The organism is Shinella zoogloeoides, assembly GCF_003574625.1.
Classification (GTDB): domain Bacteria; phylum Pseudomonadota; class Alphaproteobacteria; order Rhizobiales; family Rhizobiaceae; genus Shinella; species Shinella zoogloeoides_A.
Map to the genome: position 1 here is coordinate 81,697 of NZ_QNUJ01000003.1, position 25,751 is coordinate 107,447.

Annotated in this window: 25 protein-coding genes; 13 read left to right on the forward strand and 12 right to left on the reverse strand. The window is 65.7% G+C overall.

The features are described 5' to 3' along the window. Positions 1-30: 30 nt before the first annotated feature. The 3 genes from DSD28_RS06435 (at position 31) to DSD28_RS06445 (ending at position 3,351) form a co-directional block, all read left to right on the forward strand. A complete protein-coding gene (locus DSD28_RS06435; protein ID WP_119255556.1) occupies positions 31-477 on the forward strand; it encodes a MarR family winged helix-turn-helix transcriptional regulator in 447 nt (148 codons plus the stop codon). Between the two features lie 50 nt (positions 478-527). Further along, the gene (locus DSD28_RS06440) at positions 528-1,538 is read left to right on the forward strand and encodes a ligase-associated DNA damage response exonuclease (RefSeq protein ID WP_119255557.1); all 1,011 of its coding nucleotides are present in this window, start codon (positions 528-530) and stop codon (positions 1,536-1,538) included. 187 nt (positions 1,539-1,725) lie between these two features. Then, positions 1,726-3,351: a cisplatin damage response ATP-dependent DNA ligase gene (locus DSD28_RS06445; protein ID WP_119255558.1), complete on the forward strand. Its 1,626-nt coding sequence runs from the start codon at positions 1,726-1,728 to the stop codon at positions 3,349-3,351. Here the strand turns inward: DSD28_RS06445 and DSD28_RS06450 are convergent. The 4 genes from DSD28_RS06450 to DSD28_RS06470 form a co-directional block, all read right to left on the reverse strand. Then, positions 3,348-3,722 carry a hypothetical protein gene (locus tag DSD28_RS06450; RefSeq protein WP_119255559.1) on the reverse strand — a complete coding sequence of 125 codons (375 nt, stop codon included), beginning with the start codon at positions 3,720-3,722 and terminating at the stop codon, positions 3,348-3,350. The two genes, DSD28_RS06445 and DSD28_RS06450, sit on opposite strands and share 4 nt — an antisense overlap. A gap of 1 nt (position 3,723) precedes the next feature. After that, positions 3,724-4,683, reverse strand: coding sequence for a glutathione S-transferase family protein (locus tag DSD28_RS06455; protein WP_119255560.1), 960 nt, complete (start codon positions 4,681-4,683; stop codon positions 3,724-3,726). Positions 4,684-5,008: 325 nt separating this feature from the next. After that, positions 5,009-7,138: a methylmalonyl-CoA mutase gene (gene scpA / locus DSD28_RS06460; protein ID WP_119255561.1), complete on the reverse strand. Its 2,130-nt coding sequence runs from the start codon at positions 7,136-7,138 to the stop codon at positions 5,009-5,011. A 205-nt stretch (positions 7,139-7,343) separates the two neighbouring features. Continuing rightward, positions 7,344-8,738, reverse strand: a complete 1,395-nt coding sequence (locus DSD28_RS06470; protein WP_119255563.1) for a methylmalonyl-CoA mutase family protein — start codon at positions 8,736-8,738, stop codon at positions 7,344-7,346. Between the two features lie 234 nt (positions 8,739-8,972). Here DSD28_RS06470 and DSD28_RS06475 point away from each other — a divergent pair, with 234 nt between their 5' ends. Next, the gene (locus DSD28_RS06475; protein WP_119255564.1) at positions 8,973-9,749 is read left to right on the forward strand and encodes a L,D-transpeptidase; all 777 of its coding nucleotides are present in this window, start codon (positions 8,973-8,975) and stop codon (positions 9,747-9,749) included. 182 nt (positions 9,750-9,931) lie between these two features. Here the strand turns inward: DSD28_RS06475 and purN are convergent, their stop codons facing one another. The 3 genes from purN to putA all read right to left on the reverse strand — a co-directional run bounded on the left by purN (position 9,932) and on the right by putA (position 15,721). Next, on the reverse strand, positions 9,932-10,597 hold the full coding sequence (gene purN, locus DSD28_RS06485) for a phosphoribosylglycinamide formyltransferase (RefSeq protein ID WP_119255565.1): 666 nt from the start codon (positions 10,595-10,597) through the stop codon (positions 9,932-9,934). Further along, positions 10,594-11,667: a phosphoribosylformylglycinamidine cyclo-ligase gene (gene purM, locus DSD28_RS06490; protein ID WP_119255566.1), complete on the reverse strand. Its 1,074-nt coding sequence runs from the start codon at positions 11,665-11,667 to the stop codon at positions 10,594-10,596. The genes purN and purM overlap by 4 nt, the downstream gene beginning before the upstream one ends. A 391-nt stretch (positions 11,668-12,058) precedes the next feature. Further along, on the reverse strand, positions 12,059-15,721 hold the full coding sequence (gene putA, locus DSD28_RS06495; protein ID WP_119255567.1) for a trifunctional transcriptional regulator/proline dehydrogenase/L-glutamate gamma-semialdehyde dehydrogenase: 3,663 nt from the start codon (positions 15,719-15,721) through the stop codon (positions 12,059-12,061). Positions 15,722-15,859: 138 nt separating this feature from the next. Between putA and DSD28_RS06500 the strand changes: the two genes are divergently transcribed. Together DSD28_RS06500 and DSD28_RS06505 are read left to right on the forward strand one after the other, a co-directional pair. After that, positions 15,860-16,330: an Lrp/AsnC family transcriptional regulator gene (locus tag DSD28_RS06500; RefSeq protein ID WP_119255568.1), complete on the forward strand. Its 471-nt coding sequence runs from the start codon at positions 15,860-15,862 to the stop codon at positions 16,328-16,330. Between the two features lie 222 nt (positions 16,331-16,552). Then, positions 16,553-16,744, forward strand: coding sequence for a DUF3008 family protein (locus DSD28_RS06505; protein ID WP_119255569.1), 192 nt, complete (start codon positions 16,553-16,555; stop codon positions 16,742-16,744). Positions 16,745-16,840: 96 nt separating this feature from the next. Here DSD28_RS06505 and DSD28_RS06510 read toward each other — a convergent pair whose 3' ends face one another. Both DSD28_RS06510 and DSD28_RS06515 read right to left on the reverse strand, forming a co-directional pair. Further along, positions 16,841-17,146 carry a hypothetical protein gene (locus DSD28_RS06510; RefSeq protein ID WP_119255570.1) on the reverse strand — a complete coding sequence of 102 codons (306 nt, stop codon included), beginning with the start codon at positions 17,144-17,146 and terminating at the stop codon, positions 16,841-16,843. 113 nt (positions 17,147-17,259) lie between these two features. Next, complete coding sequence (locus tag DSD28_RS06515) at positions 17,260-17,853, reverse strand: dihydrofolate reductase family protein (protein WP_119255571.1); 594 nt, start codon at positions 17,851-17,853, stop codon at positions 17,260-17,262. A gap of 371 nt (positions 17,854-18,224) precedes the next feature. Between DSD28_RS06515 and DSD28_RS06520 the strand changes: the two genes are divergently transcribed. Next, positions 18,225-18,686, forward strand: a complete 462-nt coding sequence (locus DSD28_RS06520) for a DUF1810 domain-containing protein (protein ID WP_119255572.1) — start codon at positions 18,225-18,227, stop codon at positions 18,684-18,686. Then, the gene (locus tag DSD28_RS06525; protein WP_119255573.1) at positions 18,686-19,246 is read left to right on the forward strand and encodes a DUF488 domain-containing protein; all 561 of its coding nucleotides are present in this window, start codon (positions 18,686-18,688) and stop codon (positions 19,244-19,246) included. Before DSD28_RS06520 ends, DSD28_RS06525 begins: the two co-directional genes overlap by 1 nt. Before the next feature lie 44 nt (positions 19,247-19,290). Here the strand turns inward: DSD28_RS06525 and DSD28_RS06530 are convergent, their stop codons facing one another. Beyond that, the gene (locus tag DSD28_RS06530; protein WP_119255574.1) at positions 19,291-19,749 is read right to left on the reverse strand and encodes a MarR family winged helix-turn-helix transcriptional regulator; all 459 of its coding nucleotides are present in this window, start codon (positions 19,747-19,749) and stop codon (positions 19,291-19,293) included. 81 nt (positions 19,750-19,830) lie between these two features. Between DSD28_RS06530 and hmgA the strand changes: the two genes are divergently transcribed. Continuing rightward, a complete protein-coding gene (gene hmgA, locus DSD28_RS06535) occupies positions 19,831-21,159 on the forward strand; it encodes a homogentisate 1,2-dioxygenase (RefSeq protein WP_119255575.1) in 1,329 nt (442 codons plus the stop codon). Positions 21,160-21,161: 2 nt separating this feature from the next. On the opposite strand, the gene DSD28_RS06540 is transcribed toward hmgA, so the two are convergent. After that, positions 21,162-21,722: a DUF2585 domain-containing protein gene (locus DSD28_RS06540; RefSeq protein ID WP_119255576.1), complete on the reverse strand. Its 561-nt coding sequence runs from the start codon at positions 21,720-21,722 to the stop codon at positions 21,162-21,164. 113 nt (positions 21,723-21,835) lie between these two features. Here DSD28_RS06540 and DSD28_RS06545 point away from each other — a divergent pair, with 113 nt between their 5' ends. From DSD28_RS06545 to DSD28_RS06560, 4 genes are read left to right on the forward strand one after another with little or no spacing between them, the layout of a single operon-like run. Further along, positions 21,836-22,852, forward strand: a complete 1,017-nt coding sequence (locus DSD28_RS06545; protein WP_119255577.1) for a fumarylacetoacetate hydrolase family protein — start codon at positions 21,836-21,838, stop codon at positions 22,850-22,852. Positions 22,853-22,856: 4 nt separating this feature from the next. After that, complete coding sequence (gene maiA / locus DSD28_RS06550) at positions 22,857-23,501, forward strand: maleylacetoacetate isomerase (RefSeq protein WP_119255578.1); 645 nt, start codon at positions 22,857-22,859, stop codon at positions 23,499-23,501. A 57-nt stretch (positions 23,502-23,558) separates the two neighbouring features. After that, positions 23,559-23,798: a type II toxin-antitoxin system VapB family antitoxin gene (locus tag DSD28_RS06555; protein ID WP_119255579.1), complete on the forward strand. Its 240-nt coding sequence runs from the start codon at positions 23,559-23,561 to the stop codon at positions 23,796-23,798. A 3-nt stretch (positions 23,799-23,801) separates the two neighbouring features. Beyond that, positions 23,802-24,197, forward strand: a complete 396-nt coding sequence (locus tag DSD28_RS06560; protein WP_119255580.1) for a type II toxin-antitoxin system VapC family toxin — start codon at positions 23,802-23,804, stop codon at positions 24,195-24,197. 35 nt (positions 24,198-24,232) lie between these two features. Here the strand turns inward: DSD28_RS06560 and DSD28_RS06565 are convergent, their stop codons facing one another. Next, positions 24,233-25,714, reverse strand: coding sequence for an NAD-dependent succinate-semialdehyde dehydrogenase (locus tag DSD28_RS06565; protein WP_119255581.1), 1,482 nt, complete (start codon positions 25,712-25,714; stop codon positions 24,233-24,235). Between the last annotated feature and the right edge of the window lie 37 nt (positions 25,715-25,751).

Below are 25,751 nucleotides of genomic sequence, written 5' to 3' on the forward strand. Positions count from 1 at the left end.
TTTGTTATGTTGATATCAACAGTAAGAATCATGTCCGATGATGTCATGATTCCCTTCGAGACCACGCTTTTCGTCCGTGATCATTGCCTGTGCCTGCATGCCCAGCGCGCGGCGCGGGCGCTTGCCCGCCGTTTCGACGATGCGCTTCGCCCGCTCGGCCTGACCAACGGCCAGTTTTCCCTGCTGATGGCGCTGAACCGTCCCGAGCCGCCGCCCATGGGCCCGGTCGCCGCCGTGCTCGCCATGGACCGCACCACCCTGACGGCCGCCCTCAAGCCCCTCGAACGCCGCGGCCTCGTCACCGTCGAACCCGACCCGCGCGACCGCCGCGGCCGTCTGCTGCGCCTGACGAAGGATGGTCGCGGTCTGCTTACACAGGCCTTTCCCATCTGGAAGGAAACGCATGAGAAAGTCGACGCCCAGCTTTCCGCCGTCGACATGAAGGCGCTGCGGGCGGGCATGCTGGCGATCGCATAGAAGCCGGCCTCCCACTGGCAGACGGCGCGAAAACGCCTATCTTTCCCGTCATGAAGCCCGACCAGCTCCTTCGTCCGGCGCCCGCCGGCCTCTATTGCCCCGCAGGCGATTTCTATATCGATCCGATCCGCCCCGTCGGACGGGCGCTGATCACCCATGGCCATTCCGACCATGCCCGCGCCGGCCACGGCGCGGTGCTGGCAACGCGGGAAACGCTGGACATCATGGCGATCCGCTACGGCGAGGATTTCTGCGGTTCCATGCAGGCCGCCAGCTTCGGCGAGCGCATCGACCTTGCCGGCGTCACCGTCTCCTTCCATCCGGCGGGCCATGTGCTGGGCTCCGCGCAGATCGCCGTCGAGAAGGACGGAGTGCGGATCGTCGCCTCGGGCGACTACAAGCGTGGCGCCGACCCGACCTGCACGCCCTACGAGCCGGTGCCCTGCGATATCTTCATCACCGAGGCGACCTTCGGCCTGCCGGTCTTCCACCACCCCGAGCCGAAGGCCGAGATGGGCAAGCTCCTGACCTCGCTCCGGCAGTTTCCCGAGCGCAGCCATCTTCTCGGCGCCTATTCGCTCGGCAAGGCGCAGCGCGTCATCCGCCTGCTGCGCGATTGCGGCTACGATGCGCCGATTTATATCCACGGCTCGCTTGCCCATCTGTGCGACTACTATGTCAGCCGCGGCATCGATCTCGGCGACCTGCGCCCCGCGACGATCGAGAAGAGCAGCCCCGCCGACTTCCGCGGCGCCGTCATCGTCGGCCCGCCCTCGGCCTTCGCCGACCGCTGGGCGCGGCGCTTCAACGAACCGCTCGTCGCCTTCGCCTCCGGCTGGATGATGGTGCGCCAGCGCGCCAAACAGGGCGGCGTCGAGCTGCCGCTCGTCATCTCCGACCATTGCGACTGGCCGGAACTGACCGAGACGATCCGCGAACTCGCGCCGCAGGAGGTCTGGGTGACGCATGGCCGCGAGGAGGCGCTGGTGCGCTGGTGCGAACTCGCCGGCGTTCCGGCGCGCCCGCTGCATCTGGTGGGCTATGAGGATGAGGGGGATTGATGGTGTTTGGCATTCGGCGTCAACCTTGCGGCACCTCCCCCTCTGCCCTGCCGGGCATCTCCCCCACAAGGGGGGAGATCGGTTGGGGGCAAGGCGCTACCACATCTCAATCTCCCCCCTTGTGGGGGAGATGCCCGGCAGGGCAGAGGGGGGTATACCCGCGCCGGCCTCCCGAAAGCTCCCGCCCATGAGAGCCTTCGCCACCCTCCTCGACCGCCTCGTCCTCACCCCCTCGCGCAACGGCAAGCTGAAGCTGCTGGCCGACTATTTCCGTGACACGCCCGATCCCGACCGGGGCTACGGTCTTGCCGCCATCGCCGGCACGCTGGACCTGAAGAGCGTCAAGCCGGCGCTGCTGCGCGAACTGGTGCTGGAGCGCATGGACGAGGAGCTGTTCCGCTATTCCTATGATTATGTCGGGGACCTTGCCGAGACCATCGCGCTCGTCTGGGACCAGGAGCGCAAGGAGCGCGTGGCCGACGGCGACCAGCCGCGGCTCGGTGCGGTCGTCGCCCGCATGAACGCGCTCGGCCGTACCGAGGTGCGCGGCGCGGTGCGGGACCTGCTCGACCGGCTCGATCCCTCCGCCCGCTTCGCCTTCCTGAAACTGGCGACCGGCGGCCTGCGCATCGGTGTTTCCGCCCGGCTCGCCAAGCAGGCGCTCGCCGATTTCTCCGGCCGGGACGTCACCGAGATCGAAACCCTCTGGCACGGCCTCCAGCCGCCCTACGAGCCGCTCTTCGCCTGGCTGGAGGGCAGGGCGGAACGCCCGGTGCTGGCGACGCCCGCGATCTTCCATTCCGTCATGCTCGCCAATCCGGTGGGCGAGGGCGACCTCGACGCGCTCGACCCCGGCGATTTCGCCGCGGAATGGAAATGGGACGGCATCCGCGTGCAGCTCTCGTCATCGGGTGCGACGCGCCGGCTCTATTCCCGCTCCGGCGATGACATTTCCGCCGCCTTCCCGGACGTGCTGGAGGCGATCGATTTCGAGGGCGTGGTGGACGGCGAGCTTCTGGTCGGCGGTACGGCGCGCATGAACAGCCCGACGCGCACCTTCTCCGACCTCCAGCAGCGCCTAAACCGCAAGACCGTCAATGCGCGGATGCTGGAGGAATACCCCGCCTTCGTGCGCGCCTACGACATGCTCTTCGACGGTGAGGCCGACATCCGCCCGGCGCCCTTCCTCGAACGCCGCGCCCGCCTTGCGGATGTCATCGGCAAGGCTCCGCACGACCGTTTCGACCTTTCCCCGCTCGTTCCCTTCGAAAGCTGGGAGGCGCTGGACAGCCTGCGCCGCGCGCCGCCCGACCCCGTCATCGAGGGCGTGATGATCAAGCGCCGCGACAGCGCCTACCAGGCCGGCCGCATGAAGGGGCCATGGTTCAAGTGGAAGCGCGATCCCTACAATATCGACGCGGTGATGATGTACGCCCAGCGCGGCCACGGCAAGCGCTCCAGCTACTATTCCGACTTCACCTTCGGCGTCTGGACGGAAGGGCCGGACGGCGACGTGCTGGTGCCGGTCGGGAAGGCCTATTTCGGCTTCACCGATGCCGAGCTCGAAGTGCTCGACCGCTATGTGCGCAACAACACGACAGAGCGCTTCGGTCCGGTGCGGGCCGTCCGCGCCGAGCCCGGCTATGGCTTCGTGCTGGAAGTCGCCTTCGAGGGCATCAACCGCTCCACCCGCCACAAGTCCGGCGTCGCCATGCGCTTCCCCCGCATCGCCCGCCTCCGGCAGGACAAGCTGCCGGCCGATGCCGACCGGCTGGAAACGCTGATGGCGATGGTGGAGGCGAAGGAAAGCTAGCCGTAGGCCGCCGCGCTGGTGCCGTAGGCGAAAAGCATGGAAATCCAGAGGACGGAAGTGCAAGCCAGAACCACCCCACCTGTGAAAATTCCGGCCGAAGCGTTAAATTTCCGTCCCAGCATGACCGCTAACGCTACGGGTGCCACGACGATCAGCAGGAAATGATAGACGTGGAAAAAGACGGGAAGGCGCGGGCTGCCGAAATTGTAGTTGTTCACCGTTACGCAGAAGAGCCAGGTCGCGATGGTCCCTGCAAGAAGCAACCAGACCACGGAGGCCAGCAGCAGCCCGTATTTACGATGGATCCGCCGGGCCTCGGTAAAGGTTGCGACAAGACCAAGGGCTAGCCCCGCCCACGCCACCACCGGCATGTCAGAGACCCAGCGCCGAAAGATCCGGCCCGAGCGGTACGATGCGGTTCGGGTTCAGCGACTTTATCGAGTAGTAGCCGTGCTTGATGTGGTCGATGTTGACCGTGTCTCGCACGCCGGGGAGGTCGAGCACGCGCTTCGTATAGGCCGAGAGCGCCGCATAGTCGGCAAGGCGCTGGCGGTTGCACTTGAAGAGGCCGTAATAGGCGGCGTCGAAGCGGATGAGCGTGACGAAGAGGCGGATATCGGCCTCGGTGAAGGTTTTGCCCGTCAGGAACGGCCGGCCGTCGGCAAGGCGCGCTTCCAGCTCATCCAGCGTGGCGAAGACGCCCTGATAGGCTTCCTCATAGGCCACCTGTGTGGTGGCGAAGCCGGCGCGGTAGACGCCGTTGTTGAGCGCGGGATAGATGCGCTCGTTGAGGGCGTCGATCTCGTTGCGCAGGTCCTCGGGATAGAGGTCGACACTCTCGTCCGCCAGCGCCCCGAAGCCGGTGTTGAGCATCCGCACGATATCGGCGGACTCGTTGTTGACGATGGTCTTCTTCTGCTTGTCCCACAGGACGGGAACGGTGGCGCGGCCGGTGAAGGTCGGCTCGGCGCGGGAATAGAGCTCGTGGAGATAGGTCGCGCCGTTGAGGTCGTCGCGGTTCGAGCCCGGAAAGTCGCCGAAGCGCCAGCCCTGGTCGGAAAGCGAGGGCTCGACGACGGAAACGGATATGACGTCATCGAGCTTTTTCAGCTTGCGGGCGATCAGCGTGCGCGAGGCCCAGGGGCAGATGAGCGCGACATAGAGGTGGTAGCGGCCGCGTTCGGCGGCAAAGCCGCCTTCGCCCGTCGGGCCGGCGCTGCCGTCCGGCGTCACCCAGTTGCGGAAGCTCGATACCTGCCGCACGAAGCCGCCCTTGGCGTCCGTCGCCTGAACAGGCTGCCAGTCTTCCGTCCATTTGCCGTTGACGAGCATCGCGTCACCTCTTTTCGGTTGTGTAGGACTGGCGTACCCCTCGCACGCGCAAACCGCAATTGCCCGATGGATTGACACAGCGTTCACAAAGGCCGGATGGTCGCCTTCTGCTTGGAAGAAACCGGAGGCTTGGCATGTTGGGAATGCCCCTCATCCGGCCTGCCGGCCACCTTCTCCCCGCAGGCGGGGAGAAGGAGATATGCCGCGCCGTTCTCCTCAACCTCTAACGATGCGTGGGGCAAGTTCCCTCTCCCCGCTTGCGGGGAGAGGGTTAGGGTGAGGGGCAAACTCCGAATGCGCCGGCCAGCCGCAAGGCGGCGACCGCTCAAGCCATCAGCCGGTCGATCAGCGCCGAGGCGGCGTCCGCGATGACGGTTCCCGGCGGGAAGATCGCATCGGCCCCGGCCTTTTCCAGCGCCGGGAAATCCTGCGGCGGGATGACGCCGCCGACGGCGATCAGCATGTCGCGCGCGCCGCGCTTGACGAGGGCGGCTTTCAGTTCGGGCACCAGCGTCAGGTGCCCGGCGGCGAGCGAGGAGGCGCCGACGATATGCGCGCCCTCGCGGATCGCCAGCTCCGCCACTTCTTCCGGCGTCTGGAACATCGCCCCGACGACCACATGGAAGCCGAGGTCGGCGAAGGCGCTGGCGATGACCTTCTGGCCGCGGTCGTGCCCGTCCTGCCCCATCTTGGCGACGAGGATGGTCGGCTTCTCCTGCCTGAGCTTCTCGAAGGCGGCGATCTTGTCGGCGGCGGTGTTGAAGGCCCGGTCGTCCGCGCCCATCTCCTTGCGGTAGACGCCGGAGATCGTGCGGATCTCCGCGACATGCCGGCCGAAGGCCCTTTCCAGCGCGAAGGCGATCTCGCCGACGGTCGCCCGCGCCCGCGCCGCCTTCACCGCGAATTCCAGGAGGTTGCCGTCGCCGCTGCGGGCGACCTCCGTCAGCCTGTCGAGCGCGCTTTCGGCCGCCGCGGTGTCGCGCGTGCCCTTGAGCTGCTGGAGCTTTGCGAGCTGGCGGGCGCGCACCTCGGAATTGTCGACCTTCAGCACGTCCACCTCGATGTCGCGCTCGGGCCGCGAGAAATTGACGCCGACGACGGTCTGGTGGCCCGAATCGATGCGCGCCTGCGTGCGGGCGGCGGCCTCCTCGATGCGCAGCTTGGGAATGCCCTTCTCGATGGCCTTCGCCATGCCGCCGAGCGCCTCCACCTCCTCGATATGGGAAAGCGCGCGGGCGGCAAGGTCGTGCGTCAGCCGCTCGACATAGGCCGAGCCCCCCCAGGGATCGATGATGCGCGTCGTGCCGCTCTCCTTCTGGAGAAGGATCTGCGTGTTGCGGGCGATGCGGGCGGAATGGTCGGTGGGCAGCGCCAGCGCCTCGTCGAAGGAGTTGGTGTGCAGCGACTGTGTATGGCCCTGCGTCGCTGCCATCGCCTCCACCATGGTGCGCATGACGTTGTTCATCGGGTCCTGCGCCGTCAGTGACCAGCCGGAGGTCTGGCAATGGGTGCGCAGCGCCAGCGATCGGGCATCCTTCGGCGAAAAATTCCGCTTCATCAGCGCAGCCCAGATGAGGCGCGCCGCGCGCATCTTGGCGACTTCCATGAAGAAGTTCATGCCGATCGCCCAGAAGAAGGAAAGGCGCGGCGCGAAGGTATCGATATCGAGCCCGGCGGCGACCCCGGCGCGGGCATATTCGATGCCGTCTGCGATGGTATAGGCGAGCTCAAGGTCCGCCGTCGCCCCGGCCTCCTGCATGTGGTAGCCGGAGATCGAGATGGAGTTGAACTTCGGCATGCGCCGGCTGGTATAGCTGAAGATGTCGGAGATGATCCGCATCGAGGGCTGCGGCGGGTAGATATAGGTGTTGCGGACCATGAACTCCTTGAGGATGTCGTTCTGGATGGTCCCGGACAGCTTGTCCTCGGAAACGCCCTGTTCCTCCGCCGCCACGATGAAGAGCGCCATGATCGGCAGCACCGCGCCGTTCATGGTCATGGACACGCTCATCTGGTCGAGCGGGATGCCGTCGAAGAGCTGCCGCATGTCGAGGATCGAATCGATCGCGACGCCCGCCATGCCGACGTCGCCCGCCACGCGCGGATGGTCGCTGTCATAGCCGCGGTGGGTGGCAAGGTCGAAGGCGACGGACAGGCCCTTTTGCCCGGCCGCCAGATTGCGCCGGTAGAAGGCGTTCGATTCCTCTGCCGTCGAGAAGCCGGCATATTGCCGGATCGTCCAGGGTTGCTGGACATACATGGTCGGGTAGGGGCCGCGCAGATAGGGCGCCGCGCCCGGCCAGGTGTCGAGATAGGAAAGGCCGGAAAGGTCCGCCTCGCCATAGGCGCCGGCGACGGCGATGTCTTCGGGCGTCGCCCACACGGCCTCGCTGGCAGCAGTGGGCGCCGCCGGCTTCGACCATGCGATGGAGGAGAAGTCGGGAATCCGGCTCATGCGGCGGCTCCTTTGATACGGTACTGCGCAGCGGCTTCACCCCCCTCTGCCCTGCCGGGTATCTCCCCCACAAGGGGGGAGATTGGATGAAGCGCCGTCTCGCCCACCTCCAGCGTCGCTGATTGAGCAAGGCTTTCGCGTCTTGCCGATCTCCCCCCTTGTGGGGGAGATGCCCGGCAGGGCAGAGGGGGATAGGCTGTGCCCATCATGCTGTCTCCACGCAATCAACCAGCAGCACCGGCCGAAGCCCCGCCGGTGTTGTCTCGTCGAGCGGCCCGAGCACCGTCACCGGCCGCTCGTCCTTCAGCGGAAACAGCGTCGTGCCCACGATAGCTCTTGCCTTCCGTGCGCCGCGCGCTGCCTCGACCATGGCCTGTACCGTGCCCGAGGCGATGGCGGCGGAAAGCCCGCCCGTCTTCTCGATCCCGGTGAAGATCTCCCACGCCTTTTCCGCCAGCCCCTCCGTCAGCGCCTCGATGCCGCCCGCGCCGGCGGCGGGGTCGGCGACATGGGCGAGGTTGCTTTCGGTGATCAGCACGACCTGCGTGTTGCGGGCGATGCGGCGGGCGAGGATATCGGGCAGGCCGAGCGCCAGCGTGTGCGGCAGTACGGTGATCTCGTCCGCTCCGCCGGTGCCGGCGGAAAAGACGGCGATGGTGTTGCGCAGGATGTTGGTTTCCGGGTCGCGCCGCGTCAGCATGCGCCAGCTCGTCTCGGCGTGGATATGCGCCGGCTTCGGCTCGGAAATGCCGCAGGCCGCCTGCATGCGGGCATGGATCAGCCGCGCGGCGCGCATCTTCGCCGTCGTGAGGAACTGGTCCTGGTCGGCGGCAAGCGACAGCGAGGTCGCCGCGAAGATGTCTTCAGGCGCGACGCCCGCCGCATCGAGCAGGCGCAGGCTTTCCGCCAGCGCCGCCGCGATAATGGCAAGCTCCAGCGCCTCGCTCGCCCCTGCATTGTGCGCCAGCCGCCCGTCGGCATTCAGCAGGGAGCCGGAAAAGCCGAAGCCGATCAGCTCCGTGGCGAGGTTGGCTAGTGCGCTGCTTTCGCCGTGGCCGCCGGCAAGCGCCGTGGTGAAGGGATCGAGGCCGAAATGCACCGGCGCCGTCTGCGCGCCGGCCTCCGCGAGCGAGCGGGCAAGCGTCGTCGCGAGCGCCCGGTCGGCAAAGCCGGCTTCGAGGCGAAGCGAGAAGGGGGCTGCGGCGCGCGCGGCGACGGCCTTGCGGAAGGTGGTCTCGCTGCCGGCTGCGATGCCCGTGCCGTGCGCTGCGGCGCTGCCACGGAAGACGAGGGAAACGCCGGTCGCTCCGTTTTCGAGGTCATCGGCCATCTGCGCGCGGGCGCGGGCAAGGTCTGCATCGTCGCGGCGCTGGTTGACGGTCCATGCGCCGCCCGCGTGCGGCGTATCGGCATGGCTGTGGGCGAGGGGCGCCGCGCCTTCGCGGCGGCTGTAGATCGGCTGGATGGCAAGGCCGTCGTCGCTATGCGAGACGAGCGTCGCCTCGAAATCCGCGCCTTTCAGCGCCTTTTCGGCCAGTTTGCGCCAATCCGCCTCGTCGAGCGGCGCAAAGCCCGCATCCGTCAATATGCTCGCGTCCATCCCGTCGCGTTCTCCGTTTCCCGGAATTTCTTCCATCCGGGATACAGCGTAAAGGGCCACTTTGGTAGAGTGACCTTCAGGCGACAGCGGGTGAAAATTCCGGCGCGCAAGCCTCGGGCCAGTCGCGGCTGCCACAATTAGGGCAGGATTGCGGACCCAATTCGCCTTTTGTTAGTTGGTGATTCAGCCTCTTCGTTCATCCTGTCTTTCCGATAAACGGGTGCCCACGCTTTCATGACCGATACCGCGCTTTCCCGCCGCCGCTTCCTCCAGTTTTCCGGCCTCGCCATGGCAAGCGGCCTTGCCGGCTGCACCTCGTCCATGAACACGGACCAGTTCCGCTACGAGACGCGGCCCTATTTCCGCAATCCCGCGCTGGAAGGTCGGCCGGAATATATCGACAACCGGCAGCCCATCGGCCTCTACGGCCAGACGCCGCCCTCGGGCCTGCTGCCCGAATCCTCGCGCTATGCCTCGATCTATGGCCCTTTGAACGACGGCGGCTTCCAGGTGCCGGCCGTGCCCTACCAGCAGATCGACGCGCGCTTCTACCGGCAGGAGGTCGAAAGCCCCTTCGCCGAAAAGCCGGGCACGATCATCGTCGATACGGGCAATCGCTTCCTCTATCTCATCCTGCCGTCGGGCCGCGCCATGCGCTACGGCGTCGGCATCGGCCGGCAGGGTTTTGCCTGGTCGGGCCGCGGTGTCATCCAGTGGAAGCAGGCGTGGCCGAAATGGACGCCGCCGGACGAGATGGTCAAGCGCCAGCCGGAACTCGTCAAATATTCCGGCGCAAACGGCGGCATGGCCGGTGGGCTCAACAACCCGCTCGGCGCCCGCGCGCTCTATATCTTCCAGAACGGGCAGGATACGCTCTACCGCCTGCACGGCTCGCCGGAATGGAAGTCCATCGGCAAGGCCGTCTCGTCGGGCTGCGTGCGCATGCTCAACCAGGATGTGATCGACCTCTATGATCGCGTGAAGGGCAAGGCGCCGATCCTGGTGATCTGAGGGGCGTGCCTGTGGCATACCCCCCTCTGCCCTGCCGGGCATCTCCCCCACAAGGGGGGAGATCGGCAAGAGGCGGGAACCGTGCTTCAGCAGCAATGTCAGAGATGGGCGAAACAGTCCCCCAATCCAATCTCCCCCCCTTGTGGGGGAGATGCCCGGCAGGGCAGAGGGGGGGCGCCGCCCTAAAGCACCGCCGGCGAAATCAAATACGCGCCGTCCGCCTGCGGCAGGTCGCCGGAAGCAACGGCCTTGCCGCCCTCCATCCGCACCTTGCCTTCCGCGACGAGCCGCAGTGCCAGCGGATAGCTGCGATGCTCCACGGTGAGCACCCGCGCGGCCAGCGTCTCCGCCGTATCGGCCGGCAGCACCGGCACGGCGGCCTGCATGATCACCGGACCTTCATCCATGCCTTCCGTCACGAAATGCACCGTACAGCCGGCAAGGCGCATGCCGGTGTCGATGGCGCGCTGGTGCGTGTGGAGGCCGGGGAAGAGCGGCAGCAGGGAGGGGTGGATGTTGAGGATGCGGCCTTCATGGCGGTTGATGAAGGTGCCGGAGAGCAGGCGCATGTAGCCGGCGAGGCAGATGATGTCGGGCGAGAGCGCGTCCAGTGCATCGAGGATCGCCGCCTCGTGCGCTTCCTTGCTGGCGAAGTCCTTGCGCAGGAAGGTGCGGGTCGGAATGCCGAGCGCCTCGGCCTTCGCAATCCCGCCCGCCTCCACCTTGTCGGAGAAGACCGCGACGATCTCGGCCGGGAAGTCCGGCGCCTCGGCCGCCTTCGCCAGCGCCAGCATGTTGGAGCCGCCGCCGGAGATGAAGGCGACGACGCGCTTGCGGGGCGACGTCATAGGGCGAGCGTGCCCTTGTAGATCGTTCCGGGTGCGCCCTCTTCACGGGCGACCATGCGGCCGAGGCGGAAGACGTTTTCACCTTCGGCGACAAGCGCGGCCGAGACCGCATCGGCCTTGTCAGCGGGTACGACGGCGATCATGCCGACGCCGCAGTTGAAGGTGCGCAGCATTTCCTTCGCTTCCACGCCGCCGGTCCTGGCGAGCCAGGAGAAGACGGCAGGGGCCTTGACGGCATCGAGGTCGATCTCGGCGGCAAGGTGTTTCGGCAGCACGCGCGGAATGTTCTCCGGGAAGCCGCCGCCGGTAATATGCGCCAGCGCCTTGATCGCGCCCGTCTCGCGGATCGCCTTGAGGAGCGGTTTCACATAGATTTTCGTCGGCGCCAGCAGCGCTTCGCCAAGGCTCTTCGCGCTGTCGAACGGGGCAGGCGCATCCCAGGCAAGGCCCGAGAGCGTGACGATCTTGCGCACCAGCGAATAGCCGTTGGAATGGACGCCCGAGGAGGCGAGGCCGAGGATGACGTCGCCTTCGCCGATGTCGCCCGCCGGCAGGAGCTGGCCGCGCTCGGCCGCACCCACGGCGAAGCCTGCAAGGTCATAGTCGCCATGCGAATACATGCCGGGCATTTCGGCGGTCTCGCCGCCGATCAGCGCGCAGCCTGCCTGCCGGCAGCCCTCGGCGATACCCTCGACGATGGCCGCGCCCTGTTCGGGATCGAGCTTGCCGGTGGCAAAATAGTCGAGGAAGAAGAGGGGTTCCGCGCCCTGCACCACGAGGTCGTTGACGCACATGGCGACGAGGTCGATGCCGACCGTGTCGTGGCGGTCCGCGTCGATGGCGATCTTCAGCTTGGTGCCGACGCCGTCGTTTGCCGCGACGAGCACCGGATCCTTGAAGCCGGCCGCCTTGAGGTCGAAGAGGCCGCCGAAGCCGCCGATCTCGCCGTCCGCGCCCGGGCGGCGCGTAGAGCGCACCGCCGGCTTGATCTTCTCGACCATCAGGTTGCCTGCGTCGATATCGACGCCCGCATCGCTATAGGTCAGACCGTTCTTTTCCGACTGGCTCATGCTCTCGTCTCCGGCGCTGGAGCATTCTGCAGGCAGGCACTTCCGCCTGCCGTCGCACAAATGCGGCAAAACAAATGGACAGAGCAGGTGAGCGGATGAAGGCGGGCCCGGCTGCTCTGAGCTGTTCGCGCCCGATTGGCATGACGGGGCCGCAAGTGCAAGAAGAATGCCGGGAAAGCGGGGATTTTTTCACCGAATTGCTGGCCGGGCGTGACGATTGTTCCTCACCCACAAGAGGCGAGGGATGCATCCGTGTGCGATGCGGGAAAGGGAAACCAGCGCGGCATATCCCCTTCTCCCGCTCGCGGGGGAGAAGGGGGCCGGCAGGCCGGATGAGGGGCATCATGACCACGGGAAGGAGTGTCGCGGCGAAACCCGCCGCGACTATCTGTCAGCCGATCGCCATCAGGCTGGCATTGCCGCCTGCGGCAGCGGTGTTGATGGAGGTGGAGACCTCCTCCAGCAGCCAGTTGAGGCAGTAGGCTTCCGGATCGCTCGAAAGTTCCGCCGCCGTCGCTGCCTGCACCAGCACCAGCGGGCCGGGAAGGCCGGCGATCTTGCGGTTGACGCGTTCGACGTCTCCCGCCTCGCCCTCGACGAGCGCGCCGGCGAACGGGCTATCCTTTGCCCAGTCGGCCGTCCATGTCAGGCGGGCGGCGACGGAGGCGGGGAGATCGGCGAGGGCGAGCTTCAGGGCTTCGACGCTGTCGATGGCGATCTGGTTGCCCGTCGCCAGCGCCGCCGCGACCTGACGCAGGAGGCCGGCTTCCGTCTTCGGCACGAGGAGGATGCGGCCACGCGGATGGAGCGCGTAGATGTTGCGCTCGCCGACCGGACCTGGCAGTTCCCGCTCGAGACCGAGCGCGGAGCGGTTGGCGAAGCCGCGCGCCGTCTCGCCTTCAGCGGTCTTGCCCTTGCGGTCGAGCCAGGTGATGAAGTCGCGCAGCGCCGGGTCGGTATGCACTGAATCCTGCTGCGGCGGGACCGGGGCCTTCTGCACGAGGCGGCCGATATAGAGTGGGCCGCCGGCCTTGGGACCCGTGCCGGAAAGGCCGCGTCCGCCGAAGGGCTGCACGCCGACGACCGCGCCGATGATGTTGCGGTTGACGTAGATGTTGCCGACCTTGATGCGGCTCGTGACATGCGCGATCGTTTCGTCGAGGCGCGTATGCAGGCCGAAGGTGAGGCCGTAGCCCGAGGCGTTGATGTCGTCGATCAGCCGGTCGAGATCGGCGCGGCGGAAGCGGATGACGTGCAGTACGGGGCCGAAGACCTCGCGCTTGAGGTCGGAAAGCGTCTTCAGCTCGATGATCGTCGGCGGAACGAAGGTGCCGTTCTCCGTGCCTGCCGACAGCGGAAGCTGCTCGACCTTGTTGCCGAGGTCGCGCATGTGCTCGATGTGCTTGACGATGCCGTTGCGGGCCTCGGCCGTGATGACCGGGCCGATATCGACATTGAGGCTGTCCGTGCGGCCGAGCGTCAGTTCCTTGAGCGCGCCCTTCAGCATGGTGAGCGTCCGGTCTGCGACATCGTCCTGCAGGCAGAGCACGCGCAGCGCCGAGCAGCGCTGGCCGGCGCTGTCGAAGGCCGAGGCGATGACGTCGCCGACGACCTGTTCGGCGAGTGCCGAGGAATCGACGATCATGCCGTTCTGGCCGCCGGTCTCGGCGATCAGCGGGATCGGCTTGCCGGTTTCCGAAAGGCGCTCGGCAAGCTGGGCCTGGATGAGGCGGGCGACTTCCGTCGAGCCGGTGAACATGACGCCGGCCGTCTTGGAGGCGCCGACAAGCGCCGCGCCGACGCGGCCCGCGCCGGGCACGAATTGCAGAGCCCCGGCCGGAACGCCGGCCTCGTGCAGGATCTTCACGCTCTCATGCGCGATGATCGGCGTCTCCTCGGCGGGCTTCGCCAGCACGGCATTGCCGGCGACGAGGGCGGCGGCGACCTGTCCGGTGAAGATGGCGAGCGGGAAGTTCCACGGGCTGATGCAGACGATCGGGCCGAGCGGCAGGTGAGACGGGCCGAGCGTGCGGCGCGCCTGTTCGGCATAGTAGCGCAGGAAATCGACGGCCTCGCGCACCTCGCCGATGGCGTTGGCCGCCGACTTGCCGGCCTCGCGCATGATGATGCCCATCAGCGGTTCGATGCGGGCTTCCATGAGGTCTGCCGCGCGGTCGAGGCAGGCGGCGCGCTCGGCGGGGGCGGTCGCGGCCCAGGCAGCGACGCTGTCCGCCGCCATGCCGACGATGCGCTCGGCGTCTTCCGCCCTGATCTCGGTGACGCGGCCGACGACGTCGCGATGGTCGGCGGGGTTCAGCACGTCGCTCGTCTCGCCGGCCGTGGAGCCGTCCGCCAGAAGCGGCGCGGCGTGCCACTGCTTCGCGGCGCTGCCGGCAAGCTCGCCGGCGAGTTCCGCAAGCGTCGTCTCGTTGGAGAGGTCGAGGCCCCTGGAGTTCTCACGGCTCTTGCCGAAGAGATTGTCCGGCAGGGCGATCTGGTCGTGCTGCGCGCCGACGACGGGCATGGCGGCGACGATATCGACCGGATCGGCGATCAGCGATTCCACCGAGACCTTCGGGTCGGAGATGCGGTTGACGAAGGAGGAGTTCGCGCCGTTTTCGAGGAGGCGGCGAACGAGATAGGCCAGCAGCGTCTCATGTGTGCCGACGGGAGCGTAGATGCGGCAGGGCCGATCCAGCTTGTCCTTGCCGACGACCTCGTCGTAAAGCGGCTCGCCCATGCCGTGCAGGCACTGGAACTCGTATTTGCCGACGGCGAAATCGGGGCCTGCGAGCTGGTAGATCGTCGCGAGGCTCTGCGCATTGTGCGTGGCGAATTGCGGGAAGACGGCATCCGGCGCGGCGAGCAGCTTGCGGGCGCAGGCGACATAGGCGACGTCGGTGTAGATCTTGCGTGTATAGACCGGGAAGCCTTCGAGGCCGTCGAGCTGCGCGCGCTTGATCTCGGCGTCCCAATAGGCGCCCTTGACGAGGCGCACCATGACGCGCCGGCCGGAGCGGCGGGCGAGGTCGATGATGAAGTCGAGCACGAAGGGGCAGCGCTTGCCATAGGCCTGCACCACGAAGCCGAGGCCGTTCCAGCCCTTGAGGTTCTCGTCGAAGCAGAGGCCTTCGAGCAGGTCGAGCGAAAGCTCCAGCCGGTCGGCTTCCTCGGCGTCGATGTTGAGGCCGATGTCGTAGCTCTTGGCGATGGCGGCGAGCGCCTTCACCTTCGGCAGCAGTTCGCCCATGACGCGTTCGGCCTGCGCGCGGACATAACGCGGATGCAGCGCCGAAAGCTTGATGGAGATGCCGGGGCCGTCATAGATGCCGCGGCCGTCCGAGGCCTTGCCGATGGCGTGGATCGCCTTCTCGTAGTCCCGGTAATAGCGCTCGGCGTCCGCGGCGGTGGTCGCGGCCTCGCCCAGCATGTCGTAGGAATAACGGAAACCGCGGGCTTCGAGCGGCTTGGAGCGCTTCAGCGCTTCCTCGATGGTCTCGCCGGTGACGAACTGCTCGCCCATCATGCGCATCGCCATGTCGACGCCGCGGCGGATGACCGGCTCGCCGGCCCGCGCGATGAGGCGCGTCAGCGCGGCGGAAAGGCCGCGGTCGTTGACGGTCGAAGTGAGCTTGCCGGTGACGACGAGGCCCCAGGTGGCGGCGTTGACGAACATCGACTTACCGCCGCCGATATGGGAGGTCCAGTCGCCCTCGGCGATCTTGTCGCGGATCAGCGCGTCACGCGTGTCGGTGTCGGGAATGCGCAGCAGCGCCTCGGCAAGGCACATCAGCGCCACGCCTTCCTGGCTCGACAGCGAATATTCCTGCACGAGGCCCTCGACGCCCGTGCCCTTGTGCTTGGCGCGCAGCGCCTCGATCAGCATGCGGGCGGTGCTGCGGATGTCGTAGCGCTGCGTTTCGGTCACGCGCGCGGCCGCGACGAGGGGCGGCAGGCACTCGGTTTCGGGGCGGCGATAGGCGGCGGTGATCGCCTGGCGCAGCGCGCTCTGGGGACGGATCGGCGGGGCGAAATCGGCGAAGGGTTTCTGCATGGCGGGACCTATGAGAAGCGGTTTGCATGATATCCGGGAAACTGGCGCGGACAATATCACGGTGCTAAAAAACAAATGGACTTCAAATTGCCTTCGATTAGGCTGATCGCATCTATTTTCTGAAGATTGGAGGGTGATTTGCCCGATATTTCCCATGCGGATGGGTCGTTGGATGCCTTCGACCGAAAAATTCTCGAGGAACTCACGGAAAATGGCCGCATTCCCGTCGCGGAGCTGGCCGAGAAGGTGGGTCTTTCCAAGACGCCCTGCCAGAACCGCTTCAAGCGGTTGATCGCCGAAGGCTTCATCCAGGGCTTCAAGGCGATCCTCAACCCCTCGAAGATGAACCTTGATCATATCGCCTTCGCCGAGGTGAAGCTGACCAACACGCAGGAAGAAGCGCTGACCAGCTTCAATGCGGCAGTGAAGAAGATCAAGGAGGTCGAGGAGTGCCACATGATCGCCGGCCGCTTCGACTATCTCCTGAAGATCCGCACCCGGGACATCAAGAAATACCGGCTGGTGCTCGGGGAGAGGATTTCGAACCTGCCCTATGTCGCCAACACCTCGACCAATGTGGCGATGGAGACGGTGAAGGAACGGGGGTGAGGTATCGCCTGTGGTCTGCCCCTCAGCCTAGCCCTCTCCCCGCAAGCGGGGAGAGGGGACGTGCCCCACGCGCAGTTGTTGGTTGGGGAAGCCGGTTCGGCATATCCCCTTCTCCCCTCTTGCGGGGAGAAGGTCGCGGCAGGGAGATGAGGGGGCCAAGCATGCCCCGGGAACATCGCACGGCCGCCCGCGTTTGCGCTCCTATCGACAAAGGAGGCTGTCATGCCGGCAAAATCGAAAGCGCAGCAGAAGGCCGCCGGTGCGGCCCTTGCCGCAAAGCGCGGCGACATGAAGAAGAGCGAGCTCAAGGGCGCCTCGAAGGGCATGGAGAAATCCATGTCGGAAAAGGAGCTGGAGGAAATGGCTTCGACCAAGCGCAAGGGCAAGCCGGAGCACAAGTCGAAATCCGACTGACGTTCTTCCGCCAGTCCGAGCTTCAGTCCCGGCGACGGCTGCCTAACCGCGCGTTTTGCGCAGCCGAGGCTGCGCTACTCCTCAAATATGGGCGGCCTAGATTCCCGATCCATCCAGCTGCTGGGCATCGTCGCCCTGCCATGGAGAGGGCGCGGCGGCGCGGCCGAAATTGGCCGAGGGCATCGGCATCCAACACTTCAGCTCCGGCTCGGCATATTCGATGATGCAGCCGGGCGCGGAATCGGAGGCGCGCCAGCCTTCGCCGCTGAAGCGGTCGCCATGCGACCAGTAGGCGACATCGACTTCCGCCGGGCCCTGCTCGGAGGAGCGCACCGTGACGAGGATCCGGCTACCGTCCTTCGGCGCGCTCGCCATCTGGCGCCAGCGTTCTGGTTCGTCCATCGTCTGTCCTCCCGTCTTGCCGTGAAGCGAAGTGTCACCTCACCGACAACACGGGTCAACTCAAACTTTGAGAAGCCCCACCTCTTTTGCGTGGCACGGACTTGCGCGACGGCTCATGCGGCCCGATAGACCTGCGCGACCGCGCCTCCCGGAAATGCCCTTGAGCTCAGGAGCTTCAGGCGCTTTGGGGCTGCAAGGCCGGAGAACAGCGGCAGCCCGTTGCCCAGCGCGACGGGAGCCACCAATAGGATGAATTGGTCTACTAGGCCTTCCGCCACGAGACTGCGAGCGAAGCCGACGCCGCCATGGGCGATGATCGGCTTGCCGTCCCGGGCCTTCAGATCGGCGATTTCCTCCGCCAGGCTGCCACTGGCAACGTAGGCCTCCGCCCAGCTTTCCGCACCGGTCTGCATTTGCCCGGTTGCCGCATTGCCGTCGTTCGTCAGGATTGCCGGTCCCTGCCGCGAAAAGACGGCCTTGGGAATCCGGTTCATCGGCGGCGCGAACATGTCGGTGGAGGTCGGCCAATAGGCGGCCATGTCCCGGAAGGTGCGGCTGCCCATGATGTGCAGGCCGGCGCTCCACAGGGTCTCGACAGACCAGGCCTTCGCCTCTTGATCGGTGCCGAACATCCACGCGTTCCGGCCATCCGGATCGCTCACGAAACCGTCGATCGATATGGACATCTTCAAGATGAGGTCTCTCATGGCTTTCTCCTCCTTGCGGTCTTCCCACCAAGGACGGCGCAGAGCGGCGGAATCCGACAATTCGCGCGCGCTACCGAAGTCCTGAAATGACGAAGGGCGCTCGACCCTTTCGGGGAGCGCCCTTCGAGCCCGGACAACTACGAACGCGCGACAGGGGGCCGTCGCTGCAGGCAGTCGTCGAATACGGGCAGTGAGCGAGAGATGGGGAGAGGGCGGCGGGAATTCAAGAGCGCCGATGGCGCGTCTTCGCAGAACCGTGGCAAACGATCAGGAAGGGCGAAACAACACGAGGCGCTCGGTCGTTGGACGGATACGCCATCGGCCGATGGCCGCTGTGATAGGATACGTCCGGGTATCAGGGAGAGGATGCGATGGCGGAGGATGACCGGTTCGAGCTTTCCCGCTTCGTCGCGGCACAGGACCATGTCTTCGACACGGTTCTCGCGGAATTGCGGGCCGGGCACAAGGAAAGCCATTGGATGTGGTTCGTTTTCCCGCAATTGCGTGCGCTCGGACGATCCCCCACCGCGAAATTCTACGGCATCGGGTCTCTGGACGAGGCGAGGGCCTATCTCGAACATCCCGTCCTTGCCGGGAGGCTGGCCGACGCGGTGGATGCGGTGCTCGCCGTGGAGGGGCGTTCCGTCCATGACATTTTCGGATCGCCCGACGATCTGAAATTCCGCTCCTCGATGACCCTGTTCGATAAGGCGGCGGGCGGCGGGGAGAAAAGGTTCCGGCTTGCGCTTGAGCGCTTCTTTGCCGGCGAGCCCGACCGGCATACGCTTGACCTCATCCGCAACGGCGGCGCCCACGATCCTGCGAGACGATGATGACGCTGCCATTCTTCACCATCGGCCATTCCAACCGCAGCCTTGCGGAGTTCATCACCCTGCTGCGCTCCGCGCGCATCGAACGGGTCGTCGATATCCGCAAGATGCCGATGTCGCGCGCCAATCCGCAGTTCAACCACGATGAGCTGTCCGCCGCGCTGGCCGAGGTGCAGATAGGCTATGAGCATGTCGCGGCGCTCGGCGGACTTCGTGGCCGTCTGCCGGCCTTGCCATCGCAGATCAATGGCCTCTGGCAAAACAGGAGCTTCCACAACTACGCCGACTATGCGCTGTCCGATGCCTTCCGGAAGGGACTGGAGCATCTTCGCGCGGAAGGCCATCGGAAGCGCTGCGCGATGATGTGCGCGGAGGCGGTCTGGTGGCGCTGCCACCGCCGCATCGTTTCCGACTACCTGATCGCGCAGGGCGAAACCGTCTTCCACATCATGGGCGAAGGCCGGTTCGAGGAAGCGCATCTTACGCCCGGCGCCGAGCCCCAGGCGGACGGAACGGTGATCTATCCCGCTGCAGGCGAGCCGGTTGATAATACCGGCTCATAGCGATGACCCGCTCGTCTATCATGCCGGTGAAAGCCCATGACCAGTCATTCGCGGGACGATCGCAAAGGCATCGTGCCCGGCAGCCTTGCCTCGATCGCCGTAAGGCCGGCCTCCAGTTGCGCAAGGGCGCCGGCGCCGAGGAGTTGCGCCATTTCCCGCTCGTAGCCATGCGCGAGTTCGATCATCTCGGTGAAGATGCGCCGGCCGGCCGGGGTCAGTTCCAGATGCTCGAAGCGGCGGTCGTCGGCGTCTTCGCTGCGCTTCAGCCAGCGCTTTTCCTCCAGCGCCCGGACGGCGCGGGAGACCTTGGTCTTGTGCATGCTGGAATTGGCGCCGATCTCCGTCGCCGTCAGGCGGCCGTAGGAGCCGAGCGCGGCGAGCGCCCGCCATTCCGGCCGGGTCATCCGGTAGCGGCTGCGGTATTGCGCGGCGAAGCGCTGGCTCACTCGCTCGGCCGCCTGGTTCAGCCGGTAGGGCAGGAAGGTTTCGAGCTTGAAGTCCATGGCCGGTCGCCTTGATGGTTACAAAATGGACAGTTACGCTTGTAACTATCTGATAAGGAGCCTTGCGGAGGAGGGCAAGCCATGCCTGACAGCACCAACAGCCTGAAATACATGCCGGGCTTCGGCAACGATTTCGAGACGGAATCCCTGCCCGGCGCCCTGCCGCAGGGCCAGAACAGCCCGCAGAAGTGCAATTACGGCCTCTATGCCGAGCAGCTTTCCGGTTCGCCCTTCACCGCTCCGCGCGGCACCAACGAGCGCTCCTGGCTCTACCGCATCCGCCCGAGCGTGCGCCACACCCGCCGCTTCTCCAATGCGAGCTACCCGCACTGGAAGACCGCGCCCTGCCTCGACGACCATTCCCTGCCGCTCGGCCAGCTTCGCTGGAACCCGCTGCCCGCGCCGAAGGAAACGCTGAACTTCCTCGAAGGCATCCGCACCATGACGACGGCCGGCGACGTGCTGACCCAGGTGGGCATGGCGGCGCACGCCTATACGTTCAACGCCGACATGGTGGACGACTACTTCTTCAATGCCGACGGCGAGCTGCTGGTCGTGCCGCAGCTGGGCGCGATCCGCGTCTTTACTGAAATGGGCATCATGGATGTCGAGCCGCTGGAGATCTGCCTCATCCCGCGCGGCATGATGTTCAAGGTCTCGCGTATCGGCGAGGGCGATGTGTGGCGCGGCTATGTCTGCGAGAACTACGGCGCGAAATTCACCCTGCCGGATCGCGGGCCGATCGGCGCGAACTGCCTCGCCAATCCGCGCGACTTCAAGACCCCTGTCGCCGCCTATGAGGACAAGGAGACGCCCTGCCGCGTCCATGTCAAATGGTGCGGCAAGTTCTACGTCACCGAGATCGGCCATTCGCCGCTCGACGTCGTCGCCTGGCACGGCAACTACGCGCCGTTCAAATACGATCTCAGAACCTATTCCCCCGTCGGCGCGATCCTCTTCGACCATCCCGACCCGTCGATCTTCACGGTGCTGACGGCCCCGACCGAGGAGGCGGGTACGGCGAATATCGACTTCGTCATCTTCCCGCCGCGCTGGCTGGTCGCCGAGCACACCTTCCGCCCGCCCTGGTATCACCGCAACATCATGAGCGAGTTCATGGGCCTCATCCATGGCCAGTACGATGCCAAGGAGGAGGGCTTCGTGCCCGGCGGCATGAGCCTGCACAACATGATGCTGCCGCACGGCCCCGACGCCACCGGCTTCGAGAAGGCCTCCAACAGCGAGCTGAAGCCCGTCAAGCTCGACCAAACCATGGCCTTCATGTTCGAGACGCGCTTTCCGCAGCAACTCACGAAATTCGCGGCCGAGCTGGAAACGCTGCAGGACAACTATCTCGACTGCTGGGACGGGCTGGAGCGCCGGTTCGACGGTACGCCGGGCGTGAAATGAATTCAGCCGCCCTGCCAGGCTTTCACCGCTTCGATGGGCCAGACGAGCATCAGGATGTTCAGCGCCAGCCCGTCGCGGATGAGGTAGGTGGTCGTCGCCTCGAAGATCACGATGAGCGCGATGCTCGCCCAGACGGGCAGGCGCGAGGCGAGGAAGAAGCCGACGACCATGGCGAGGATATCCGCGCTGGAATTGATCACGCTGTCGCCGAAATAATCGAGCGAGACCGTCGATTCGCGATAGCGGTTGATCACCATGTCGGTGTTTTCGAGGATTTCCCAGGCGCATTCCACGACGAGCGCGAGGGCGAGACGCACATTTATGCCCGCCTTTTTCAGGACCAGCGTGAAGAAACCGAAGAACAGGATGCCGTGAATGATGTGGCTCGGCGTGTACCAGTCGGAAAGGTGCTGCGAATTTTCGGAGGAAACCACCACGCCATGCCACAGTTTCACATATCCGCACTTGCAGATGAGCGGCTGACCCATCGTATAAAGGATAGCGGCCGTCACGGCGATAAAGCCGGCGGCGATCAGCAGGGAATTTCGGACCGTGCGGTTCAAGCGGGATTTCCTTGGAGAGGCGATGCGGCGCGGATGCGGCGCATGCGGGTGGAGACAGGTGGCCGGAAGATGACACGATCCGCCGGCCGGAAACAAGATCGGGAGCGACACGCATGAAACTTGCGACACTGAAGGATTCCACCCGCGACGGCCGTCTGGTCGTCGTCTCGCGCGACCTGACGCGCTGCTCGGAAGTGGGCCATATCGCCCGCAGCCTGCAGGCGGCGCTCGACGACTGGGCGCATGTCGCGCCGCGGCTGGAACGGGTTGCCGAAGGGCTGGAGACCGGCTCGCAGCCGACCACCCGCTTCCACGAGCACGACGCGACCTCTCCCTTGCCGCGCGCCTACCAGTGGGCGGATGGCTCGGCCTATGTCAACCACGTCGAACTCGTCCGCAAGGCCCGCAATGCCGAGATGCCGGAAAGCTTCTGGACCGATCCGCTGATGTACCAGGGCGGCTCCGACAGCTTCCTCGGCCCGCGCGACCCGATCCTCGCATCCGACGAGGCTTGGGGCATCGACATGGAGGGCGAGATCGCCGTCGTGGTCGACGACGTGCCGATGGGCGCGAGCGTGGAAGAGGCGCGCGATGCGATCCGCCTCGTCATGCTCGTCAACGACGTCTCGCTGCGCGGCCTCATCCCCGGTGAACTCGCCAAGGGCTTCGGCTTCTTCCAGTCCAAACCCTCCTCCGCCTTCTCCCCCGTCGCCGTCACGCCGGATGAACTGGGCGATGCCTGGGACGGCGGCAAGCTGCACCTGCCGCTCCTCGTCTCGCTTAACGGCAAACCCTTCGGCAAAGCCGATGCCGGCGTCGACATGACCTTCGATTTCGGCCAGCTCGTCGCCCATGCGGCAAAGACCCGACCGCTTGTCGCCGGCTCGATCATCGGTTCCGGCACGGTCTCCAACAAGCTCGACGGCGGCCCCGGCAAGCCGGTTTCCGAAGGCGGTGCGGGTTATTCCTGCATCGCCGAAGTCCGCATCATCGAGACGATCGCCACAGGCGCCCCGAAGACCCCCTTCATGAAGTTCGGCGATATCGTGCGCATCGAAATGAAGGACAAGGCCGGCCATTCCATCTTCGGCGCCATCGAGCAGACGGTGACGCGCTACGAGAAGGAGTGACCCGATGAGCGAGGAGATCGTCCTCTACGATTACTGGCGGTCCTCCGCCAGCTACCGCGTGCGCATCGCGCTCGAAAGTCTCGGCCTTGCCTATCGTCGGGTCTCCGTCGATCTCCTTGCCGGCGAGCAGCGCGCGCCGGAACATCGCGCCCGCAACCCGCAGGGTCTCGTGCCGGCACTGGTGATCGACGGTGAGATGCTGACGCAGTCCCTCGCGATCATCGAATATCTCTGCGAAACGCGCCGGCAGGCGCGTTTCCTCTCCGCCGACCCGCTCGGCCGGCAGCGCGTGCGCACGCTGTCCTACGCCATCGCCATGGAGATCCACGCCGTCTGCAATACGGGCGTTGTGGGCCATGTCATGGAGATCACCGGCGGTGGAGACGAGGTCCGCGCCGAATGGATGAAGAAATTCATCGGCGAAGGCCTCGCCGCCGTCGAGGCCTTGCTCGGCAATCCCGCCACCGGCATCTTCTGCCACGGCGACACCCCCACCATGGCCGACTTCTGCCTCGTCCCACAGGTCTATAACGCTGACCGGTGGGGCGCTGACATATCCGGCCTGAAGCAGGTGCGCCGCATCACCGAAACCTGCCTCGCATTGCCGGCCTTCAAGGCGGCGCACCCGGAAACAGTGAAGGTGGCTTAGGCTTTGAAAGCCGCGTGCTGCATGCTATATATACTTCCTCGCAGAGAAGGATATACCATGCCGCTTTACGTCAAGGATCAGGAAGTCGACAGGCTTGCCGATCGACTGTCCACGTTGCGCAAGGTCAGCAAGACCGAGGCAGTGCGGCAGGCGCTGGCGCATGAGTTGGAGCGGGCGGAAAGCGAGCCGACTTTGGTGGACAGGGCGAAGGCCTTCATCCGCGATATCGACGCGAAATATCCGAAGGTCGGGCCGGCCGCCGACAAGGCCTTCATCGATAGCCTCTATGAGGAATGATTGATGTTTGTCGATGCATCGGCATTCGTCGCGATTCTGGCTTCCGAAGATGACGCGGATGCCCTTCTGACAAAACTTCAGCAGACTGAAATACGCTATACGTCGCCTATGGCCATCTGGGAAACATCGCTTGCCCTGGGGCGCCAGCGGCGGATAGCGCCGATGGACGCGCTTGCTCTTGTCACTGACTTTTTGAAGCTGCTCCCAGTCAAGGTCGACCCCATCGAAAACGCCACCACTGAGCTGGCCGTCGATGCCTATCAACGCTTCGGCAAGGGGCGTCATCCCGCAGGCCTCAACTTCGGCGATTGCTTCGCCTATGCCTGCGCCCGACATCTCAACATGCCGCTACTCTACAAAGGCGACGACTTCTCCAAAACGGATATCGAAGCTGCATAGAAACCGCCCCGCCGAAGCGGGGCGATCCGGGATCGTCAGGCCACATCCCCCATGCAGACATATTTCAGCTCCAGATAATCCTCCGCGCCGTGGGCCGAGCCCTCGCGGCCGAGGCCGGACTGCTTGATGCCGCCGAAGGGGGCGGCTTCGGAGGAGATGAGGCCGGTATTGACGCCGACCATGCCGTATTCCAGCGCTTCGGCCACCTTCCAGACCTTCTTGAGATCGCCGGCGAAGAAGTAGGCGGCGAGGCCGAATTCGGTATCGTTGGCCTGTTCGATCACGTCCTCGACCGTGTCGAAGCGGAAGAGCGGGGCGACGGGGCCGAAGGTCTCTTCCTTCGCCACCGTCATGCCGCGCACGACGCCCTTCAGCACCGTCGGCTCGAAGAAGGTGCCCTTGCCCTCGATGCGCTTGCCGCCGGCGATCACCGTGGCACCCTTGGAAACAGCGTCGGCGATATGGGCCTCGACCTTGTCGATAGCGGCTTCCTCGATCAGCGGGCCGATGGTCGTGCCCTTGTCGAAGCCGTTGCCGACGGAGAGCTCGGCGACCTTCTTCGCCAGCTTTTCCGCAAAGGCGTCATAGACGTTCGACTGGACGTAGAGCCGGTTTGCGCAAACGCAGGTCTGGCCGGCATTGCGGTATTTCGAGGCCATCGCACCCTCGACGGCGGCGTCGAGATTGGCGTCGTCGAAGACGATGAAGGGCGCGTTGCCGCCGAGTTCCAGGCTCACCTTCTTGATCTGGTCGGAGCATTGGCGCATGAGGATGCGGCCGACCTCCGTGGAGCCGGTGAAGGAGATCTTCCGCACCTTCGGATTGAAGCAGAGCTCCTTGCCGATGGCGGGGCCATCGGCGCCGAGGATGACGTTGAAAACGCCGGCCGGAATGCCGGCCTTTTCCGCCAGCACCGCAAGGGCGATGGCCGAAAGCGGCGTCTGCTCGGCCGGCTTGGAGACCACCGTGCAGCCGACGGCGAGCGCCGGGGCGACCTTGCGCGCGATCATCGCGGCCGGGAAGTTCCACGGCGTGATCGCGCCGACGACGCCGACCGGCTGCTTGATGACGAGCATGCGCCTGTCCGGCGAGGGGGCCGGGATCGTCTCGCCGTTGATGCGCTTGGCCTCTTCCGCGTACCACTCGACATAGGAGGCGGCATAGAGGATTTCGCCGCGCGCTTCCGGCAGGGGCTTGCCCATTTCGGCGGTGAGGATGGCGGCCAGTTCGTCGGCATTGGCGACGATCAGGTCGTTCCACTTGCGCAGCAGGGTGCTGCGGTCCTTGGCGGGGCGAGCGGCCCATGGACCTTGCGCCTTGTAGGCGGCGTCGATGGCGGCGGCGGTTTCGCTCGCGCCCATTTCCGGCAGCGTCGCCAGTTTTTCGCCCGTCGCGGGATTGAGGACATCGAAGGTCGCGGCGCCGTTGCCGCCGATCCAGTTGCCGTTGACATAGCCGGCGTCGCGCAGGAATTCGGTCGATTTCAGGTGCCTGGTCAGAGCGTCGTAAAAGGCCATGATTGCATTCCTTTCGGGCAGAAAAGGCCGTTCACCC